The sequence below is a fragment of the Novosphingobium sp. BL-S-33 genome (assembly GCF_056857025.1).
In genome coordinates, this window is the sequence record NZ_CM166474.1 from 2,578,315 (window position 1) to 2,599,037 (window position 20,723).

A 20,723-nucleotide genomic window follows, 5' to 3' on the forward strand; every position below is an offset into this window, starting at 1 on the left:
GGACTTGTCCTTGATCGGGATCAGCAATCGCAATCAGGGACTTGCCTGTAACGGGACCAATCGCCGCCGCCTTCGCTGCGGCAATATCAACGGGATAACACAAGCCACCGGCCCTGTCGCGCGCCGGGATGGAGAACCGTCCCGGAACCGGAACGGGATTTCCCCGCGTCCTTTGAAGAAGCCTTTGCGAACATGGTGCAAGGCGCGCGATCTTTGGCTAACGTCACGCCGAACGAGTGAGACGCCGACCGGATTCTCGAAGCGAGTCCAGGGCCGGCGCGAAATAGGGTTTCGCCGGATGCACTCGGCCGGAGAGGAGAATACGTCATGGCTGAGGCCATCTATCCCGTGCCTGAAGAATGGGCCCGGAACGCCCTGATCGACGCAGCGCGTTACGATGAAATGTACCAGCGCTCGGTCAGCGATCCCGAGGGATTCTGGCGCGACGAGGCGAAGCGGATCGACTGGATCAAGCCGTTCACCGAGGTGAAGAAGACCAGTTTCCACGAAGCCGATTTCGGCATTTCCTGGTTCTCCGACGGTACGCTCAACCTCTCCGCCAATTGCCTTGATCGTCACCTAGCCGAGCGCGGCGACGCCATCGCCATTCTCTGGGAACCGGACGACCCAAAGAACCCGGAACGCCGGATCACGTACCGCGAGCTGCATGAATCGGTCTGCCGCTTCGCCAACCTCCTCAAGGCGCGTGGGGTCAAGCGCGGGGACCGCGTGACCATTTACCTGCCGATGGTGCCCGAAGCCGCCGTTGCCATGCTCGCCTGCGCGCGCATCGGTGCGATCCACTCGATTGTCTTCGCCGGCTTTTCGCCCGACGCGCTGGCTGGCCGCATCCAGGATTGCGACAGCCGTATCGTGCTTACTAGCGACGAAGGCTTGCGCGGCGGCAAGACCATCGCGCTCAAGGCGAATGTCGATGAAGCGCTGAAGGCCTGCCCGGACGTCGAGACCGTCGTCGTCCTCAGCCATACCGGCGCGGGCGTGCCGATGGTCAAGGGGCGCGATATCGATTGGGCCAGCTCGGTCGCCGCGCAGTCCACCGATTGCGCTCCGGAAGAGATGAACGCCGAAGATCCGCTGTTCATCCTCTACACCTCGGGTTCGACCGGCAAGCCCAAGGGCGTGCTCCACACCACCGGCGGCTATTCGGTCTGGGCCTCGATGACGCATGAGTACGTCTTCGATTACCGGCCGGGCCAGATCTACTGGTGCGCGGCCGATATCGGCTGGGTCACGGGCCACTCCTACGTCGTCTACGGCCCGCTGGCCAACGGCGCGACCACGGTGATGTTCGAGGGCGTGCCCAACTTCCCCGATGCGAGCCGCTTTTGGCAAGTGGTCGACAAGTTCGGGGTCGAGATCTTCTACGGCGCGCCGACGGCACTGCGCGCACTGATGCGCGAGGGTGACGACTATGTGAAGAAAACCTCGCGCAAGAGCCTGCGCCTGCTCGGCTCGGTGGGCGAACCGATCAATCCCGAGGCGTGGGAATGGTATCACAAGGTCGTGGGCGAGGGGCGCTGCCCGATCGTCGACACCTGGTGGCAGACCGAAACGGGCGGCGCGATGATCACGCCGCTGCCGGGCGCCACCGCGCTCAAGCCGGGTTCGGCCAGCAAGCCGATGTTCGGCGTAAAGCCGATGCTGGTCGATAACGACGGCACCGTGCTCGAAGGCGCAGCCGATGGCTGTCTGGTCATCACCGACAGCTGGCCGGGGCAGATGCGCACCGTCTGGGGCGATCACGCGCGCTTCTTCATGACCTACTTCTCGACATTCGCGGGATGCTACTTCACCGGCGACGGCTGCCGCCGCGACGAGGATGGCTATTACTGGATCACCGGCCGCATCGACGACGTGATCAACGTCTCCGGCCACCGCATGGGCACGGCCGAGATCGAATCGGCGCTGGTGGCCCATCCGGCGGTTGCCGAGGCGGCAGTCGTCGGCATGCCGCACGAGATCAAGGGGCAGGGCATCTATGCCTTCGTCACCTGCAATGCCGAAGTCGAGCCGGACGAGGCGCTGCGCAAGGAACTGATCAAGTGGGTTCGCCATGAGATCGGCCCGATCGCTACGCCGGACGTCATCCAGTTCGCGCCGGGCCTGCCCAAGACCCGCTCGGGCAAGATCATGCGCCGCATCCTGCGCAAGATCGGCGAGAACGACTTCTCGAACCTCGGCGATATCTCGACGCTTGCCGATCCCTCGGTGGTCGAGAACCTGATCGCCAACCGGCCGCAGCCGGCAACTGCATGACCGGACGCGGAGGATGCCCGGGAAAGCCCGGTGCATCCTCCGCGTGGGTTCAGCCTGCGTCGGTGGCCACCTCGATGGCGTCGAAGTCACGCCAGCGGTAAACGGCGTAGCTCAGCACCCAGCACAGCACGAACAGGCCGATAATAAGGAAGCCGAGCGTGTTGAAATGCTCGGACAGTGCGCTGACGCCGGACCAGAAGCCGCCTTTCAGCCCGAACTTGTCGACCAGCAGCGCCGCCGTCTGGATCGACCCGATCACCAGCGCCACAAGGGCTGAGATCGAGGTGATCGTGATGTTGTAGTAGAGCTTGCGGATCGGCTTCACGAAAGCCCATTCGTAGGCGCCGAGCATGATGACCCCGTCGGCAGTGTCGATCAGCGCCATGCCCACGGCGAAGAGCACCGGGAACACCAGCACCGTTCCGAGCGAAATGCCGTCCGCCGCGTGAGCGCCCGAAAGGCCGAGGATCGCCACTTCGGTCGCGGTATCGAAGCCCAGGCCGAACAGGAAGCCGAGCGGGGCCATGTGCCAGCTCTTGCGTACCAGACGGAACAGCGGGCGCAGGATGCGCGCCATCAGGCCGCGCCCGGCGAGCAGGATGTCCAGATCCTCCTCCGCATAAGTGCCGCCGCCACGAACCTGCTGGAAGCGAGACCACACGCCGCGTAGGATCGCGAGATTCATGATGGCGATGGCGAAAAGGAAGCTGGCCGAAACGACCGTGGCGATAACCCCGCCGGACTGACCGAATGCCTCGAAATCGTCCAGCGTGCTGGCCGCCGCCGCGATCGTGGTCGCCGCGATCAGCACGATGGCCGAGTGCCCGATCGCGAACCACAGCCCGACCGTGAGCGGGCGCTGCCCGTCCTGCATCAGCTTGCGGGTGACATTATCGATCGCGGCGATGTGGTCGGCGTCCACGGCGTGGCGCATGCCAAGGCTCCAGGCGAGCACGGCGGTGCCGAGCATCACGGGATTGCCGTGGAACGCGCCGAACGCCCAGAGCCAGGTGGCGACGTTCGCGCCCACGAGCGCGGCAAAAAGCACCGCGACCCGACGGCGCAGGCGCGGTTTGCCGGAAGGCCCCTCGGCCGCCGTTGTTCGATGCGAAACAGAACTGACTTGCATTCGTGAATACCCCGTCGGCGTCAGCGACTTTCGGGGAGGGCCTCCGCGCGAACGGCCGGCCTGTGCGCCGGACGGACGCCGTCCAGCGCCCGGCACGCATGCCGGTGCGGCCCTCGCCGCACGTGCGTCGCTCAGACGGAGTTACCGTGCCACGGCCATCCCCTGGGCCAGGGCAAGAGCGACCAGACGCCGGCAGGTCTCCTGGCTTGCGGGTCAAGGCCTCGATGCACGGCCTTCCCAGGCCCCGCATGACTTAGCGTCCGGCCCAGTGGCTGCGGCAAGGGCGCCTTGCCCTGCCGCGATGTGCATCGCGCTCGCCGCTTACAGTTGCAGGGACAGCCTCGGTTTCAGACGCAAGGTCCTCACCGCGTTCCCTTTTAAGCCCCTTTCGGGACACCGGCGCGATCAGTGCCGAGACCCTGAAAGCGTCTCGACGGCCGCTTTGGTAGTCTCGGCGGTGCATCAGGGCAAGAGCGCTTCACGAGCCGGAACCGCCTTCGCATTTCGGCGCCCGGACCAAATGGGTCGCGATTTTTCCCGATCGGAAGGTGATTTTATGAGCGTAAAAATGATCCGCACTCTACAATAGGCAATTACTGCGAGTGAAATCATTAAGAGTCGATGGTGAATCCGGCTGAATTTCATGTGAAATAATATTCTCCTCGAGATGGTGGATCATATATTTCTGACTCACAGTAGCGACACTTGAATAGGAGAGGCATTTCGGGAGGCTTCCGACGCTCGAGGGTGCAAGAAACGAGCTTTTTTCTGAACTTATCGCAACTTGTGACGGGATGCTGGCGCCGGCCGTCTATGCGCGCATCTACGAAACCGCCCAACGCGGCGGTCAGATCGTCGAAGTCGGCACGGCCATGGGGGCGGCCACGGTCGCACTCGCGCTGGGTTTGCGAAATTCGGGCAAATCTGGCCATGTGTTCACGTTCGATCCGATGACAGGCGGCCCGAGGCGATCGTTGAACTCGCCAGGGAAACGCATCGCGCGAATAGAGGCCAATCTGGCGCGCTACGGTGTCCAGGATCTGGTCACGGTTACGCCATCCGATCTGCGAAGCGGGCTTTCGGTTCTCCCGGACGACCAGACCGTTTCCGTCCTGATGCTCGACGCCGATGGGCGGATCGATCGCGATCTGGAAACGCTTGAGCAGCGGCTTGCGCCCGGTTGCTCCATGATAATCGACGATATCGCCGATCAGGTGCGGGTGAAGCGTCAGGGCGCGACTTACCGCATAGACAGCAAGATGCGTCTGTCATGGTTGCTGATCAACAAGCTCACCGAGTCGGGAAAGCTCAGCGCCGGGCAACAGCTGGTGGACACCTACTTCGGTGAAGTCATCGCCGACGCGAACAGTATCATCGACCGCGACGATACGCTTGAGGCCTATCGACAGCTCGTTTTTCAGACCGCCTCGACCAATCGCCTGCAACGGCTTCGTTCTTATCTCCTGGAGCAGGGGCAGGAGGTCGCACCCGATTTCGTGGCGAAATGCCGAAGGTTTTACCGGCGCATCAAATACCGCCGGCTCGCCGCCTCGTCCGAAATGAATGCCGCCGAAGAATCTTCGCGGGGCGGTTCCGGCGGAGAGCAGGTGGCCGCGTGCCCCTCCCACACCCGGCCATGGGCGATCGCGCGTAAAGGCTTTTCAGATCCATCCTGTTGCGTAAGCTGTCATCGAACCGGGCACCAAAAGACCGGACGCAAACCATAAGGACTGTCAGGGATGGATGTCGAAGCGCGCTTGGCGGCGCTGGAAGAGCGCTGCCGCAAGGCGGAGGATCATCTGGAGATCCTCAATCTGCTGAACACTTACGGTCCTTTGGTGGATAGCGGCACGGCACGGCCTGCGGGCGATTTGTGGGTCGAGGGCGGCGGCTACAACTTCACTTTGCCCGATGGCGGTACTCTGCGCCTTTCGGCGCCTGACGAAATCGCCGACATGTATGCGTGGGAAGGCCATCTCGAACTGGTCAAGACCGGCTGCGCGCACCTCACGGCGACGCCGAAGATCAGCGTGCATGGCGATAAGGCCGAGGCGGTTGGCTATTCGGTCGTGATCCTTCGCGAAGAGGACCGCTGGTTCCTTTGGCGCGCGGCGGTCAATCACTGGACTCTGGAGCGCGGCGGGCAGGGCTGGCGTATCATCGAGCGCTTCAACCGCGCGCTCGACGGTTCGGCGGAGAGCCACGAGACCATGCGCAAGGTGGCCACGATATGAGCCGCTTCGAAGGGAAAGTCGCGATCATTACTGGCGCGAGCACCGGGCTGGGCCCGGTCATGGCGAAGATGATGGCGCAGGAGGGCGCCCGGCTGGTTCTGGCGGCCCGGCGGCTCGAGCTGGTGGAGGAGGTTGCCGCCGCAATCGGCGCCGACGCTGTGGCGGTGCGCGCCGATGTTACCGTGGAGGAGGACGTCGCAGCCATGGTCGAGGCGGCGATGGCCCGCTGGGGCCAGGTCGACGTGATGATGAACAATGCGGCCGTCCCCGGCGTCGACAAGTGGATCTGGGAGCAGACCGTCGACAACTTCCTCGACACATACAGGGTCGATTGCATGGCCGCGATGCTGTGCACGCGCGAGGTGCTGAACCGTTCGATGCTGGAACGGCGGACGGGCTCCATCGTCAACTTCTCGTCCAGCGCGGGGTGGGACGGCATGGCCCGCAAGAGCCACTATTCCGCGGCCAAAGGCGCACTGCGCATTCTCACCAAGACGATTGCGCGGGAGGTGGGTGAATTCGGCATCCGCTGCAATTGCGTGGTGCCGGGTGCCATCGGCACCGACCTCATGATCAACTACATGAAGCGGATCGCCGATGAGCAGGGGAAAAGCTTCGAGGACGTCGAGGCCGGTCTGGTCGCGGGCGTGCCGTTGAAGACCTTCTCCACGCCTCACGATGTGGCGCGGATGGCGCTGTTCCTCGCCTCTGACGAGGCGCGCACGGTGACCGGGCAGTCGATCAACGTCGATGGCGGCCTGGTGATGTCCTGACGCGTAATTATTCTGGGAAATCCATAAAATCGGGAGAGGGTATATGGCGAATGAGATGCCGAAATCGACGGATTTCACCGGTCTCACGCAAAAGGTCATCGCCTATAGCGAAGCCTTCGCGGGCATCGTCGAGAAAGCGAAGTCCGGGCCGCTGGAAGCCTCGGACTGGGCCGGGATCGAGGCGCTCGTCAATGTCGACGCCTATGAACGCATGGGCGTGTTTCTGGGCCCTCAGGCCGAAGTGATCGATTGGCCGAAGTACAAGTTCTATATCTCGCAATATGCGGCGGGCAGCTCCTGGGAAGGAACTTTGCGCCATGTCACCGAACAGGCGAACCGGGTGATCCTGGAACTGGAGGAGCGCAATTCGCGTGACGGGGTAACGGACGTGTCGAACACGGTGACGATTTACGAATTCGATGACGCGCAGAAGCTTCGCCATCTGGATGTCTATGTGATGCCGCTTGGAAAGCGCTGAATTCTCCGATCAGCCCGCGATGCCCCGGAATTCCGGCGATGGGGCATCTGCGTTCGTACGCTCATAATATCGCAGGAAATCGGCGGCCGGGAGCGCCTGCGAATAGAGCCAGCCTTGCGCGAATTCGACACCGGCGCTGCGGAGGTAGGCCTCCTGTTCCCGCGTCTCCACACCTTCCGCGATGATCTTGAAGTTCAGGCCGTGAGCCATATCGATGATGTGCGGGATGACGGCGCTGGTGGCAGCGGATTTTCCGATTGCCCGGATGAAAGACTTGTCCACCTTCAGGGCATCAAGCGGGAGCAGTTCCAGCAACGAGAGGCTGGAATAGCCCGTGCCGAAGTCATCGATCGCAACCGGATGCCCCTGCGCCCTAGCGGTCTCCAGTGTCGCGCGCGCAGCAGCCGCATTCATGAAGCCGCGCTCGGTTGCCTCCAGCCAGATCTGCTCGGGCGCGACGTTCGTGCGGGCAAGGGCCGTCGTCAGGATCGGAAGGAAACGCCCGCTCTGCATGTCGGCCGAAGAAATGTTGATGGCGATATGAACGTTGCGCTTGCGACGCAGCATTTCCGCCAGATCCTCCACGACACAAGCGATCATGAGGTCGGTGAGCGGTTCGATCAGGTCGTTGCGTTCCGCAAGCGGTATAAAAAGGTCCGGCAGCACGCACGATCCGTCCGCCCGCTCCCACCGTAGCAGCGCTTCGGCACCGACGCAGAGACCTGTCGAAAGCTCGATGATCGGCTGGTAGCAGACCCGGAATTCGCGCCGCTTGATGGCGATCGCAATCTCACGCTCCAGCGAAAGCCGTTGGCGTGACAGCCATACCACAAGGCACACGAGAAGCGCGGAAACCGCCAGACCTATCGGGACCAGCAGCCACAGTTCCCGATCTACGCGCGTTTCGACGAGCGAGTGGTCGGTGATCGCAAAGGCGCGGAAATTCCTGTCCTGGCTTGAAGCATAGACAAGCGCTCCCGATCGGCCGAAACCGCCGGTTCGCGCGATCCGGTGCGCCAGAGGCAGACCCGCGGTGCCGTTGATCGCTACCAGCTTTCCGTCCAGCGTGGCGATCCCCAGCGTCATGGCCGTGTCCGTCAGGACATCGACAAGCCGCTCAGGCCGCATCAGGACATTGTAGTCGCCGTGGGCGAGCACCAGAGTGGGAGCGCCACCCGTGATTTTCGGCCTCACGTTGAGGAAGAGGCCGAAGCCATCGGGCAACATGGCATCGGGCGTGCCCTTCGCGATGTCCTTCTTCACCATGCCCCAGCTTGTGCAGGCAAGCTTGCCGTCGATGAAGTATCCGACTTCGTCAACCGTACGGGTGTCTACGGTGACCTGACGCATGCGCACGATGTGGTCGGGCGAACACCCCCTCCAGTTCTCCGCCTCAAGCTTGCGGAAGGCCGCTTTCGTATAGGCCAGTTGCCGACCGGCCCGCATGAGCGTCCAATTGCTGTATTCGAGGCGATGCTCCTGCTCGGCCGCGCTGGCCCGATATCGCGCATAGGCCGCAATTCCGGCCAGCGGCACCACGGCCGCCAGCACAGCGAGGAAACCAGCGAAAAATACGACCCGTCGGCGATACATGAGCAGCGAGATGTCCAGCAATTCAGCACATTATATGTGCGATTGTGCGCACAGTGCATGAATTGCCCGCTCAAAGTGACATCCGCGACCGAAAATGAGGCTGATTGACGCGGCATCGCCTGACCGAAGCCGGTCAGCCCGATGGGAGAGGCCCGACCGCAAGTTCCGTCCATTTCTCCTCGGACGCGGAATTGGCGATCACGCTTTCGACGAAAGCCATGGTCCTGAGCCCCGCCTCGATCGATGGGAACCAGTCATCCACCCCCGGCACTGCCGCGCTGTTCGATATTCGGGCGGCGAAAGCGCAGTAGAGGTTGGCGAACGCTTCGATATAGCCCTCGGGATGTCCGGCGGGTGTGCGCAACCGGAGGAGGGTGGATTCCGCCAGACCCGGCCCGCCGGCCCGAAGCGTTTCGGCCGGGCGGTCCAGCCAGCGCAAGGTCAGCGTATTGGGCTCCATCTGCGCCCATTCCAGACCGCCGCGTTCGCCGTGAATGCGCAGTTTCAGGCCGTTCTCGTCCCCCGCCGCGACTTGCGTTGCCTTCAGCGTTCCGCGCGCGCCGCCGTCCAGACGAAGCAGGACACTAACATCGTCGTCCAGCCGCCGTTCCGGAACGTGAGTCGTCAGGTCCGCGCAGAGTTCCCGGACATGCAGGCCCGAGACATGTTCCGCCAGATGGAAGGCGTGGGTGCCGATATCGCCAAGGCATCCACCCAATCCGGCGCGGGCGGGGTCCGTGCGCCACTCCGCCTGCTTGTTGCCTTCCCTGTCGATCGCCTGACTGAGCCAGCCCTGCGAATATTCGACCTGCACCAGCCGGATCTTGCCGAAGTCTCCCCGCGCCACGCGCAGGCGTGCTTCTTCCACCAAGGGATAGCCGCTATAGGTAAAGGCCAGGCCAAAATGACGGCCTGATCGCGCCGCCGCCTGCGCGATCAGGCGGGACTCTTCCAGATCGAGCGCCATCGGCTTTTCGCAAAACACGTGAAACCCTGCGTCCAGCGCGGCGATCGCCATGGGGGCGTGAAGATGGTTCGGCGTCACGATGGATATGGCGTCGACGCGTTCCCCGACCGGCAAAGCAGATTCCGCTGCAAGCAATGCGTCGAGCGAGTCATATGTCCGGGCAGGTTCGATCCCCAGCGTTTCGCCGGAGCGACGATTGCGCTCGGGATCGCTGCTGAACGTGCCGGCGACAAGCCGCCAGCGTCCGTCGAGTGCGGCTGCCGCGCGGTGGATAGCACCGATAAAAGCGCCTTCTCCGCCTCCGGCCATGGCCAGACGCAAGGTCCGTGTGCTCACCTCTCTCCTCCTTTTTTCGCTTTGTCCCAGCCCCATAATTCTGGCCTTGATCTGATATGATTTACCGGTAAACGTTAGGCAACAATAAATAAGACGGAGAGTCGAGGATGCGCATGACAGCAAACCTCAGCCTGACACCGGTTGCCGCAGTCGCGGCGATGCTGTTTGCCGCGCCGGTCATGGCCCAAACAGCGCCTTCGGCCTTTAACGCGTGCCGTGCCTGCCACAGCGTGGAGAGCGACGGAAAGAGCGGCATTGGCCCAAATCTGCATGGTGTCGTGGGTCGTCCGGCGGCATCGCTTCCCGGCTTCGGCTATTCGCCGGCTCTCCGGGGTTCCAAACTGCGTTGGGACGATCAGAGCCTGGATGATTTTCTGACCGCGCCGTCGAAGAAGGTTCCCGGTACGCGCATGCCGATTTCCACGCCGGATCCAGCCAAGCGCGCGGCGATCATCGCCTATCTCAAAAGCCTGAAGTGAAGGCGCGACAGGCCATGCGCGGTCCCGCGATCTTCCTGGCCCAGTTCATGAGCGACACGGCGCCGTTCGACACACTGGACAACGCCGCACGCTGGATGGCGCAGGCCGGTTACAAGGGCATTCAGGTGCCCAGTAACGATCCGCGCTGCATGGATCTGGCGCTGGCGGCGGAAAGCCAGGACTATTGCGACGAACTGGCCGGGCGTTGCCGCGAGGCGGGCGTCGAGATTTCCGAACTGTCGACCCATTTGCAGGGGCAGTTGGTAGCGGTTCACCCCGCTTACGATGCGGCGTTCGACAATTTTGCGCCTCCCGAATTGCGCGGCAAACCCGCCGAACGGCAGGCATGGGCGGTCGATCAACTGAAACTGGCGGCCAAGGCAAGCCGGCGACTGGGGCTGACCGCGCACGCGACCTTTTCGGGCGCTCTGGCGTGGCCATACTTCTACCCTTGGCCGCAGCGGCCTGCCGGTCTGGTGGAAGAGGCCTTCACAGAACTGGGGCGCCGGTGGCGGCCTATTCTGGATGCGTTCGACGAGCAGGGCATCGATCTCTGCTACGAATTGCATCCAGGCGAGGATCTGCATGACGGCCTGACGTTCGAACGCTTTCTCGACGCGGTAGGCGGCCATTCGCGCGCCAATATTCTCTATGATCCAAGCCACTTCGTGCTTCAGGCGATGGACTATCTCCAGTTCATCGACATCTATCATGACCGCATCAAGATGTTCCATGTGAAGGATGCGGAGTTCAATCCCACCGGGCGGGCGGGCGTCTATGGCGGTTACGCCGACTGGATCGACCGGCCGGGCCGCTTCCGTTCGTTGGGTGATGGCCAGATCGACTTCACCGGCATTTTCTCGCGCCTGACGCAGTATGGCTATGACGGCTGGGCGGTGCTGGAATGGGAATGCTGCCTGAAGCATCCTGAGGACGGCGCGCGCGAAGGTGCGCCCTTCATTGCGGCACACATGATCCGCCGGCCGGAACGGGCCTTCGACGATTTTGCAGGCGGCGGTGACCCCGCCAACAACAAGCGCTGGTTGGGACTAACCTGACGGCAAAGCAGACTCGACCCCGATAAAAAACATTGAACGGGGCACTGGGCAGAGGAACGGGGCATGACGGGCGTAAACCGGCAGAGGCTGTTTTGGCTGAGCGTTCTGGCGCTCTTCACGGCATCGATGAGCGCATCCTTGCGCGCGGCAGTGGCGAGCAGCCTGAAGGCGCAATGGATCGATCCCATCGCGCCGATCGCTGCGGGCGAATTGATCGGCGCGGCTCTGGGCGCGGCTTTTCTGGGTTTTGCGATCACGGTCTTCGTCGTCAGCGCGCTGCTCGATCGGGTGGGTATCCGCCGAATATTGATCGGCTGCGGCGTCGCTTTCCTGATTGGCACGACGCTGATCGTGGGGGCAGGGGCCTTCGCCACCGGCATGGCCGTCTATCATCTGGTGTGGCTGGGCATGCTGCTGAGCGGCATCGGCTGGGGCTTTGCCGAAGCGTCGATCAACCCGCTCACCGCGCGTCTCTATCCCGAGGACACCACGCATCGCCTGAATGTGCTCCACGCATGGTATCCCGGGGGGCTGATCGTCGGCGGCCTTGCGGGCGTATTCCTGGCGCCGCTGCTGCCGTGGCAGGCGATCATGGCACTGGTGTTCCTGCCCGCCGTCTGCGTCATCGTGATCGCGGCGACCACCCGGTTTCCCGAACCACCCAAAATGGCGGGTGAGCGGGCCATGAAGGACATGATGCTGGAAGTGGTGCGCCGCCCCAGCTTCTTCGTCTGGTTCGGCGCCATGTTCCTTACCGCATCCTCGGAACTGGCACCGGGTCAGTGGATCGATGTTGCACTCAGCAATCGCGTCGGCATGCGCGGCATATTGCTGCTGGTCTATGTCAGCGCGCTGATGTTCGTCTTCCGCCATTTCGCCGGGCGGATTGCCGGCCGCCTGTCCAATCCGGGGCTGCTCTGGGTTTCGAGCCTGCTTGCCGCGATCGGCCTGTTCCTGCTGTCGCAGGCCCAGTCGCCCGTTTCCGCGATCCTTGCATCGACCGTCTGGGGCCTCGGCGTCTGCGCCATGTGGCCGACGATGCTGGCCTCCGTCGCCGAACGCTATCCGCGCGGGGACTCCTGGGCGTTGGGACTGGTCGGTTCGGCCGGCGCTCTGGCAAGCTTCTTTGTTCTGCCTCGCCTCGGTGAAATGTTCGATCAGGCGAAAGTCGAGATTGCGGGCGGTCCGGAAGCCTTCACGCAGCTGAGCGGTTCCGCGCTGCACGCCGTGGAAGATGCCGCCGCCTCCCAATCCTTCGCGCGGCTGACGTTCGTTCCCTTGACCCTGCTCTTCGTGTTCGGCGCGATCTGGCTGACCGAACGACGCGCCAGCCGCCGCGCCGCGCGCGTTATGGAGGGCGTGGCATGAGCCTTTCCAGACGCGCGGTGATCGCCACCGGACTTGCTGCTGCGGCAACTCCGGCCCTGTCGATCAGCACGGACAAGGGCGCAGGCGGATCGAATGCCGCGCATTTCTCGCTCGGCTACGCGCCTCATGAAGGCAGTTTCGCCAGCCGGGGCGGTCTGCTGGAACAGATCGCTTACGCGGCCGACCAGGGGTTTCGCGGCTGGGAGGATAACGAGGCACGCAAGCGCCCGGTCGAACAGCAGGAAGCCATGGCCCGCGCGCTTGCCCAGCGTGGCATGACCATGGGCGTCTTCGTTGCCAGCATGCCGAAATGGGCGGATTTCCGGCCGGTTCTGGGCAGCAACGACGATGCCGAGCGGGGTGCGTTTCTGGAGGATATCCGTACCTCCATCGATGTGGCCAAGCGCCTCAATGCCAAGCACATGACCGTCGTTACCGGCTTCATGGACCGCAAGGTACCGGTGGAGATCCAGACCGGGCGGATCATCGATTGCATGCGGCGCGCCGGAGACATTGTCGCGCCGCATGGATTGGCGCTGGTGATGGAGCCGCTCAATACGCGCACTAACCATCCCGGCGTCTTCATGCAGTCGATCGCGCAGGGCTATGCCATCGCGCGCGGCGCCAATAGCCCGGGCATCAAGGTGCTGGCGGACCTCTATCACGAACAGATTCAGTCCGGGAACCTGATCCCGACGCTCGACGCCTGCTGGGGGGAGATCGGCTACATCCAGTTCGGCGACAACCCCGGACGCAAGGAGCCGGGCACCGGCGAGATCAACTTCGCCAATATTGCCCGCTGGCTGCGCGGGCGCGGTTATGCCGGCGTGATCGGCATGGAGCACGGAAATTCGCTGGACGGGCGGGCAGGCGAGGATCGGCTGATCGCCGCCTATCGCGCCATCGACAAGGCATGAAGGGGGCGCGAGGATGAAGGGCATCCACATCGGCATGGTAACGGCGGCTTGCGTGATGGCCGGCACGCTTGCCCACGCTGAGGATAGGCCGGGCTTCAGGGACACACAGATCCTCCCCGGCGGCAAATGGCACGTCCATGATCCCGGTCGCCCGGCGCCGGCCGTTGTCACGCCTGCCGCGACACCCGGCGGTGCGCCGTCCGACGCCATCGTCCTGTTTGACGGTACATCGCTGGACGCATGGCACGGCGAGCGCGGTCCGTGGCTGCTGGAACAGGGCGCGATGACGATCCCGTCCCGCGCCCAAAGCGGCGGTGAGAACAATCTGATCTCGAAGCAGGAGTTCGGCGATGTTCAGCTCCATCTCGAGTTCCGCTCGCCCAATCCGCCGCAGAAAAGCTCTCAGGATCGCGGCAACAGCGGCATCTGGTTCATGCAGCGCTACGAGGTTCAGATCCTCGATAGCTACCAGAACGCCACTTATGCCGATGGAACCGTCGGCGCGGTCTACGGGTGGAAACCCCCGCTGGTAAATCCGTCCCGGCCGCCGGGGGAATGGCAAAGCTACGACATCGTCTTCGAACGCCCGCACTTCGCCCCGGACGGCAGTCTTGCGCGCCCGGCTTATGTCACGGTGCTGCTGAACGGCGTGCTGGTGCAGAACCATCAGGCCATGCTCGGCACCACCATCTGGCGCAAAGTCGCGCAGTATGAGGCGCATGGCGACAAGGCGCCGATCCAGTTGCAGGACCACAACTCGCCGGTGTCCTTCCGTAACATCTGGGTTCGTCCCTTGCCGGAAGATGCCATCGCGCAAGATCTGAAAGGGGCCACACGATAATGGACCGCAGAGACGCACTAGCCGGCATGGTCGCCATGTTCGGTGCCCAGATTTTCGCCCCGCTGGCCCGGGCGGCAGGGGTCACGCCCGGCGCCGGAATGCCGGTGATAGACCAGGGCGCGCCCAGTGTTCAGGTCTTTACACCCGATCAGCGTGCCTTGATGTCGGCCCTGAGCGAACGCGTCATGCCGACGACCGACACCCCCGGCGCCATCACCGCTGGCGTGCCCGCCTATATCGAAAAGCTGCTCGCGGACTGGGCCGTTGCGGAAGACCGCGAGCCAATCCTGTCCGGTCTCGCCGAAATCGATGCCCGCAGCCGGCAGGACTATGGACTGCCCGCCGTTCAGGCCAAGCCCGATCAGCAGGATGCGCTGCTGACTCTCACCATGAACGACGCGCTTCCGGGCGGCGCGGAGTTCTTCAAGGCGTTCAGACAGATGGTGATCGTCGGCTATTACACGTCCGAAATCGGCATCACGCAGGAGCGCGAATATCTGCCGGTACCCAGCGAATACAACGGCGCCTTTCCCTATTCTCAGGTCAACAAGGTCTATTCCGCATGATCATGAATCGTCGTTCCGTGATGTTGGGCGCCGGCGGCCTTGCCGTGCTCGCCAGCCAGCCTTTTCTTGCCGGTCTCGCCCGCGCCGCGCAGCTTTCGAAAATCGGATTGCAACTCTACACTGTGCGCGAAATCTTCGCTGCCGATCCGGTTGGAACGCTCGAACAGGTCGCCAAGGTCGGATATCGCGAAGTCGAATATGGCGGTGGCGGCTATGACACCATGGATCATGCCCTACTGCGCAAGACCATGGACCGGCTGGGCCTGAAGAGCCCGTCCATCCATGTCGGCTATGACGCGCTGCTGGACAATTTCGACGCCAGCATCACCATGGCCAGGACTTTGGGCGCGCAAACGATCGTCCTGCCCTACATGGTCGACAAGCACCGCAATGGCCCCGCATGGGATGCAGCGATTGCCAACATCAACCGCATTGGCGAAAAGCTGAAGGCGGCCGGCCTGGGCTTCGCCTACCACAATCACGACTTCGAATTCACGGTCAAACCGGACGGCGTCAGCCTCTACGAGCGATTGATCGAGGGCACCAATCCCGCGCTGCTGAAGTTCGAGCTGGACCTCTACTGGGCCATCTATGCCGGGCAGGATCCTCACGCACTGATCCGCAGCTTGCCGGGCCGCATCTATGCCTATCACGTGAAGGACATGCGCGCCGACCGCAGCATGGCGGCCGTTGGCGCCGGCACGATCGACTTCGCCAGCATCTTCAAGCTGAACCAGCTTGCCGGCGTGCAGCATTTCTATGTCGAAAACGATCAGGCGCCCGCGCCCTTCATCCCCGACATCACGAAAAGCTTCCAGACGCTGAGCGCGCTGCGCTTCTGACCGGGAGAGGATCATCATGGCTTCTACGGACAGGTTCGATGCGATCGTCATCGGTTCAGGCGTAAGCGGCGGTTGGGCCGCGAAGGAACTGACGGAAAAGGGGCTGCGCGTACTGATGCTCGACCGGGGCCACATGGTCGAGCATGGCGAGGACTACACGTACGACGGCAAGCCCGCTTATGAAGTCCCCGCGCGCAACATCATGCCCGACGGCCTCCGTGAGAGCGACTATTTCATCGCCCAGCACGGCTATGTCACGCCCAGCAATCAGGCCTTCTACAATAACGACCGGCTCAATCCCTACGATTACGGCGAAGGCAGCAAGTTCTACTGGATCCGCCCCTCCGCGGTCGGCGGCAAGTCGCTGATCTGGGGGCGGTGGTGTTTCCGCTGGAGCCCCGCCGATTTCGAAGCGAACAAGCGCGAGGGTATCGGGGGAGACTGGCCGATCCGTTACGAAGACCTCGCGCCGTGGTACAGCTATGTAGAGAAATACATCGGCGTGTCCGGATCGCGCGAAAATCTCGACTATCTGCCGGATAGCGAATTCCAACCGCCGATGCCGATGAACATCGCCGAAAAATGGATGAAGCAGCGGCTGGAGGCAGAATTCCCCGGCCGCAAGATGATCAATGCCCGCCTGTCCAACATGACCGAGGACAAGCCCGAGCAGAACCGCACCAAGTGCCAGTTCCGCAACCAGTGCAGCAATGGCTGCTCCTTCGGCGCCTATTTTTCGACGCAGTCGGTCACTTTGCCCGCCGCGCGCGCAACGGGGCGGCTGACGCTGCGATCGGATGCCGTCGTCACCAATCTTGAATACGACCCCGCGACCAGGAAGGTCACGGGCGTCCGTTTCGTCGATGCCAAGACCGGTCAGGCCGAAGTGGTTAGCGCACGGGTCGTCTTCCTGAATGCCTCGACGCTTGGCTCGGTGCAGATCCTCATGAACTCGCGCCCGCAAGGGAGCCAGCGCAGCCATTTCGATACGAGCGGCACGCTGGGTCGCTATGTGATGGACCATATCTTCCGCGTCGGCGTGAAGGGCGACATCCCCGGAATGGAAGAATTCATCGAATATGGCCGCCGCCCCGGCGGCATCTATGTCCCGCGCTTCCGCAATATCGGCAAGGACGAGGATCTGGGGTTCCGGCGCGGCTATGGCTATCAGGGCGCCGCCTACCGGGAGCCGGCCAAACCTGTGGGCTTCGGCGCCTCGATGAAGGAAGGGATGCGCCGCTATGGCGGTTGGAAATTCCAGATGGGCGCATTCGGCGAATGCCTGCCGTACGAGGATAATCACGTCGCGCTGAACCCGAACAAGACCGACCGCTTCGGCATTCCGCTGATGCAGTTCAACGTCAGGTTCCGCGACAATGAATTGCGGATGATGGCGGACGCCCGCGAACAGGGCGAAAAGATGCTGCGCGCGGCTGGGCTGAAGAACGTCCAAAGCAGCGTGAAGGAACATGTGCCGGGTGACGCCATCCACGAAATGGGTGGTGCCCGCATGGGCGCCGATCCTCACGCGTCGGTGCTGAACAAGTGGAGTCAGGCGCACGATGCCTCCAACCTGTTCGTCACGGACGGAGCGCAGATGGCCTCCATTTCCTGCGTCAATCCCTCGCTGACCTTCATGGCCCTGACCGCGCGCGCCGTCGATCACGCCGTGGAAGCGATGAAAGCGGGCACGATCTGATCTCTAGGCTGAACCGCCGTTTCCAGCGCTATGAAGGCGCTGGAAACACGCTATCAGAACCTATGGAGACGGGGACCTGATGGCGAGACGAAACGAAAATGGCGTAACGATCCGCGCGGTTGCGCAGCGGGCCGGAGTGTCGGCCATGACCGTATCGAATGTCATCAACGGGGCGGGCAGGGCCAGCGCGGCCACCGTGGCGACCGTACAGGCCGCGATTGTGGAACTGGGCTATGTCCCCAATCTGGCCGCACGGCGCCTCGCCAAGGCGCGGGCGACGACGGTTGGCCTTCTTTACAGCAACCGACGGACGCCTTTTCTAGATGCCGTACTGGTGGGAACGCTGCGCGCGACCAACGCGCATGGCCTCCAACTGATCCTGCGCGACGGGGACGGCGACACGCGCGAAGAAGCCGAACGCATGGCCCAGGATCTCGTGCGGTCCGGCGCCGATGCCTTGCTGCTCATCCCGCCCTTTGCCGAACAGCTCGGCGGATCGGGCATTCTTTCCGCATTGGGCGTCCCGCTAGCAGCCATCGCGACCGGCACCGCGATGCCCTATATCACGACGGTCAGGATCGACAACCGCGCCGCCATGCAGTCCATCACCCGGCAGGTCATTGCCAGCGGCCACCAGCGTATCGCCTATGTCGCCGGCCCGGATCCCTACAGCGTGGTGGCGGCGCGGCTAGGCGGCTTCCGGGCGGCTTTGCACGAGGCCGGTCTGTCCGAAGAGGCCGACCTGATCGTGCAGCACGGCGAGTTCGATTACGCATCGGGCATGGCGGCCGCGCAGACGCTTCTGTCTCGACAGGACCGGCCGACCGCAATCATTTGCAGCAGCGACGATCTGGCGGCAGGCGTAGTCGCGCAGGCCAATCACATGGGACTGCAATTGCCCGGAGATCTGACCGTCACGGGCTTCGACGACACTATTCTGGCATCGCGCATCTGGCCGCCGCTGACGGTGGTGCGGCAACCGGTCGAAGATATGGCCTTTCGCGCCACCCAGTGCCTGATCGCCGCGCTCGGCAAGGCAGAGGTCGGTGTGAGCGACGAAATTTTCGATCACGACATCGTCCAGCGCGCATCCATCGCGCGCGTGCCTCAGCAATGATCTTCCTTGGAAACGCGCAGAAAGGAAACGGCGGCAATGACAGCATCGAATGACGCGCTCAGCGCCGCCTCCTCGGTCAAGGCGGCAACATCCCTTGCCGGCACGAAGCTGGTGCATCACGTGTTTTTCTGGCTGAAGCAGCCCGGATCGCAAGCGGACCGCGGCGAACTCATTGCCGGTCTTCGTAAGTTGCAGGGCATTCCGGTCATCCGCCGGTTGGAAATCGGCGTTCCAGCGAGCACTGAAAAACGCGAGGTCGTGGATTCAAGCTTCGACGTGTCGGAACTGATGTATTTCGAGAGCGCGGAAGATCAGAAAACCTATCAGGATCACCCGATCCATCAGGCCTTCGTCAAATCCTGCGAACATCTATGGGAGAAGGTGGTCGTCTATGACATGACCATTATTCCGGAGCCTGTGTCCGTCTAATCGCAAAAGCCCGGCAATCCGCAGTCGCAAGGCGAAAGTCGTCCTGCTGGCGCTTACGGACGAACTTTCGCCAAACCCATAGCGATTGAAAAACGTCAGGCCGGCTTCCCGCTCACCCGCTGACGTTCTTTTGCAAGAGCACATCGATCATGACCTGCCAGGCGTCGTGCATATCGCCGTGGTCGATGGCGTGACGGCGCTCCTGTCCAATCAGTTTCTCGCCCGCAGCGGTCATGGCCGGCGAGGGAACGCGGATCGCCGAAATAACCGCCAACGCATTTTGCCTCAGCACCTCCTGATCTTCGGGAGTGAGGCCATTCCATTCATCGGAACCATGTTCAGCCTTCGCCAGTGCCCGCGCAGCTCTATCGATCAGCGGCATCAAGTTCTCTCCCTCTTGATAGGTGGCGACAGGCTATCACCTTGCGGCGAGCGACGCACCTCTCTGAATTCAATCCCGCAGCGTGAGAGATGATCCAGCGCATGGTAACTGCCAATAAACCAATGTGTGCCAAAAAATTCGCGGTGTTCAGCACATCAATCTGACGACAACAGGGATCGGTCATTCAGTGCAGACGCGATATCATTATGGATCTCTGGATGGCCTTCGCGGCGTCGTCGCAATTGTGGTGATGTGTATGCACGGCTGGCGCCTGTTTGGCAGCGTACTGGTTCCACGCGGTTTCCTGGGCGTCGATTTCTTTTTCCTGTTGAGCGGTTTCGTCATGGCCCACTCGTATCAGGAGCGCTTGCGCGGAGGCATGAGCCTGCGGGCGTTCGCCTTGGCGCGGATCGTACGCCTCTATCCGATGATTCTGCTTGGCACGGTCTTGGGCACAATCGCGCTTGTCGCGACGGTCAACATCGGATGGCCTGAACTGATTAGAGCCGTGATTTTGCAGCTCTTCTTGCTACCAGCAAAGTTCGTGTCGAACGGACGCGCCAACATCTGGATAATAGATCCGCCCACTTGGTCTCTATTTTTCGAAACACTAGCGAATATATCGTTCGCCGCCATCTTGGTAAGATGTGAAAATGGTACATGGGCGCGAATTTCGCTAGTCTCCTTCACCTATCTCTACCTCATCATCATTTCAACATCGACGCTCGAGATAGGCTATTCATCATGCGACATCCTGGCAGGTGCACCGCGTACCCTGCTGCCGTTCTCCATTGGCATTCTGATTTGGCGACTCAAACAGACGCGCAGACTCCCGTGTATCCTGCCTGGCTTACATTTAGGGGCTGTGGCACTTGCTCTTACAGCGTGCTTCGCCATTCCCGGTAAATCCGGCGTAGTTGACCTGCTAATCGTAACCTTGGCATTTCCTGCGATCTTGATCGTAGCCCTGACGGCAAGGTATTCATCCCCCAACTGGGCGAGGATAGGACGGTTGTCTTATCCACTCTACATGACGCACTACCCGCTTCTTATCATAGCCAGTTCAGTTCAACCTGCTGCCCTTGACCTTGGCGCACGTCTGCTTTGGCTTGTCGCCTTTGTGATCGCTTCCCTAACGGTGGGCTGGATCGCGACGGTAGCATTCGATGAGCCGGTCAGGCATTGGCTAAGCGCTCGCAGAACGGAACGTATCAGCCTCGCCCCGGCTCATTGAAGGC

At 62.4% G+C, this 20,723-nt stretch carries 20 protein-coding genes and 1 riboswitch; of the genes, 16 read left to right on the forward strand and 4 right to left on the reverse strand.

Going from position 1 to position 20,723, the window contains the following annotated elements; genetic code table 11:
* The first annotated feature begins 327 nt into the window (after positions 1-327).
* Positions 328-2,277, forward strand: coding sequence for an acetate--CoA ligase (acs, locus tag AC1VVM_RS12095; RefSeq protein ID WP_482904109.1), 1,950 nt, complete (start codon positions 328-330; stop codon positions 2,275-2,277).
* A 49-nt stretch (positions 2,278-2,326) separates the two neighbouring features.
* On the opposite strand, the gene AC1VVM_RS12100 is transcribed toward acs, so the two are convergent.
* Entirely contained in the window at positions 2,327-3,406 is a 1,080-nt protein-coding gene (locus tag AC1VVM_RS12100; protein ID WP_482904110.1) for a HoxN/HupN/NixA family nickel/cobalt transporter, read from the reverse strand.
* A gap of 174 nt (positions 3,407-3,580) precedes the next feature.
* A riboswitch (cobalamin riboswitch) is annotated at positions 3,581-3,822 on the reverse strand.
* Between the two features lie 378 nt (positions 3,823-4,200).
* Here AC1VVM_RS12100 and AC1VVM_RS12105 point away from each other — a divergent pair.
* From AC1VVM_RS12105 to AC1VVM_RS12120, 4 genes are read left to right on the forward strand one after another with little or no spacing between them, the layout of a single operon-like run.
* Positions 4,201-5,133 carry a class I SAM-dependent methyltransferase gene (locus AC1VVM_RS12105; RefSeq protein ID WP_482955100.1) on the forward strand — a complete coding sequence of 311 codons (933 nt, stop codon included), beginning with the start codon at positions 4,201-4,203 and terminating at the stop codon, positions 5,131-5,133.
* A gap of 12 nt (positions 5,134-5,145) precedes the next feature.
* Complete coding sequence (locus AC1VVM_RS12110) at positions 5,146-5,640, forward strand: nuclear transport factor 2 family protein (protein ID WP_482904112.1); 495 nt, start codon at positions 5,146-5,148, stop codon at positions 5,638-5,640.
* Positions 5,637-6,413 (forward strand): SDR family NAD(P)-dependent oxidoreductase, encoded by a 777-nt coding sequence (locus AC1VVM_RS12115; RefSeq protein WP_482955101.1) that lies wholly within the window; start codon positions 5,637-5,639, stop codon positions 6,411-6,413. Before AC1VVM_RS12110 ends, AC1VVM_RS12115 begins: the two co-directional genes overlap by 4 nt.
* Before the next feature lie 43 nt (positions 6,414-6,456).
* Entirely contained in the window at positions 6,457-6,891 is a 435-nt protein-coding gene (locus AC1VVM_RS12120) for a hypothetical protein (RefSeq protein WP_482904114.1), read from the forward strand.
* A gap of 9 nt (positions 6,892-6,900) precedes the next feature.
* On the opposite strand, the gene AC1VVM_RS12125 is transcribed toward AC1VVM_RS12120, so the two are convergent.
* The gene (locus AC1VVM_RS12125; protein WP_482955102.1) at positions 6,901-8,484 is read right to left on the reverse strand and encodes an EAL domain-containing protein; all 1,584 of its coding nucleotides are present in this window, start codon (positions 8,482-8,484) and stop codon (positions 6,901-6,903) included.
* A 133-nt stretch (positions 8,485-8,617) separates the two neighbouring features.
* Positions 8,618-9,787 carry a Gfo/Idh/MocA family protein gene (locus AC1VVM_RS12130; RefSeq protein WP_482904116.1) on the reverse strand — a complete coding sequence of 390 codons (1,170 nt, stop codon included), beginning with the start codon at positions 9,785-9,787 and terminating at the stop codon, positions 8,618-8,620.
* A 107-nt stretch (positions 9,788-9,894) separates the two neighbouring features.
* On the opposite strand from AC1VVM_RS12130, the gene AC1VVM_RS12135 reads away from it, so the two are divergent.
* From AC1VVM_RS12135 to AC1VVM_RS12180, 10 genes are all read left to right on the forward strand, one after another.
* Positions 9,895-10,266 carry a c-type cytochrome gene (locus tag AC1VVM_RS12135; protein WP_482904117.1) on the forward strand — a complete coding sequence of 124 codons (372 nt, stop codon included), beginning with the start codon at positions 9,895-9,897 and terminating at the stop codon, positions 10,264-10,266.
* Positions 10,267-10,280: 14 nt separating this feature from the next.
* The gene (locus tag AC1VVM_RS12140) at positions 10,281-11,324 is read left to right on the forward strand and encodes a sugar phosphate isomerase/epimerase family protein (RefSeq protein ID WP_482956346.1); all 1,044 of its coding nucleotides are present in this window, start codon (positions 10,281-10,283) and stop codon (positions 11,322-11,324) included.
* A 63-nt stretch (positions 11,325-11,387) separates the two neighbouring features.
* Positions 11,388-12,692, forward strand: a complete 1,305-nt coding sequence (locus tag AC1VVM_RS12145) for an MFS transporter (RefSeq protein ID WP_482904118.1) — start codon at positions 11,388-11,390, stop codon at positions 12,690-12,692.
* Positions 12,689-13,609, forward strand: a complete 921-nt coding sequence (locus AC1VVM_RS12150) for a hydroxypyruvate isomerase family protein (RefSeq protein WP_482904119.1) — start codon at positions 12,689-12,691, stop codon at positions 13,607-13,609. Before AC1VVM_RS12145 ends, AC1VVM_RS12150 begins: the two co-directional genes overlap by 4 nt.
* 13 nt (positions 13,610-13,622) lie before the next feature.
* A complete protein-coding gene (locus tag AC1VVM_RS12155; protein ID WP_482955103.1) occupies positions 13,623-14,450 on the forward strand; it encodes a 3-keto-disaccharide hydrolase in 828 nt (275 codons plus the stop codon).
* Positions 14,447-15,016: a gluconate 2-dehydrogenase subunit 3 family protein gene (locus tag AC1VVM_RS12160; protein WP_482905096.1), complete on the forward strand. Its 570-nt coding sequence runs from the start codon at positions 14,447-14,449 to the stop codon at positions 15,014-15,016. Before AC1VVM_RS12155 ends, AC1VVM_RS12160 begins: the two co-directional genes overlap by 4 nt.
* A 2-nt stretch (positions 15,017-15,018) precedes the next feature.
* Positions 15,019-15,858 carry a sugar phosphate isomerase/epimerase family protein gene (locus tag AC1VVM_RS12165; protein ID WP_482955104.1) on the forward strand — a complete coding sequence of 280 codons (840 nt, stop codon included), beginning with the start codon at positions 15,019-15,021 and terminating at the stop codon, positions 15,856-15,858.
* Positions 15,859-15,874: 16 nt separating this feature from the next.
* Complete coding sequence (locus tag AC1VVM_RS12170; RefSeq protein WP_482955105.1) at positions 15,875-17,557, forward strand: GMC family oxidoreductase; 1,683 nt, start codon at positions 15,875-15,877, stop codon at positions 17,555-17,557.
* Between the two features lie 79 nt (positions 17,558-17,636).
* Positions 17,637-18,674: a LacI family DNA-binding transcriptional regulator gene (locus AC1VVM_RS12175; RefSeq protein WP_482904123.1), complete on the forward strand. Its 1,038-nt coding sequence runs from the start codon at positions 17,637-17,639 to the stop codon at positions 18,672-18,674.
* A 36-nt stretch (positions 18,675-18,710) separates the two neighbouring features.
* Positions 18,711-19,103, forward strand: coding sequence for a Dabb family protein (locus tag AC1VVM_RS12180; protein ID WP_482904124.1), 393 nt, complete (start codon positions 18,711-18,713; stop codon positions 19,101-19,103).
* Between the two features lie 112 nt (positions 19,104-19,215).
* On the opposite strand, the gene AC1VVM_RS12185 is transcribed toward AC1VVM_RS12180, so the two are convergent.
* Positions 19,216-19,485, reverse strand: a complete 270-nt coding sequence (locus AC1VVM_RS12185) for a hypothetical protein (protein WP_132385379.1) — start codon at positions 19,483-19,485, stop codon at positions 19,216-19,218.
* A 124-nt stretch (positions 19,486-19,609) separates the two neighbouring features.
* Here AC1VVM_RS12185 and AC1VVM_RS12190 point away from each other — a divergent pair, with 124 nt between their 5' ends.
* Positions 19,610-20,719 (forward strand): acyltransferase family protein, encoded by a 1,110-nt coding sequence (locus AC1VVM_RS12190; protein ID WP_482904125.1) that lies wholly within the window; start codon positions 19,610-19,612, stop codon positions 20,717-20,719.
* The last annotated feature ends 4 nt before the right edge of the window (positions 20,720-20,723 follow it).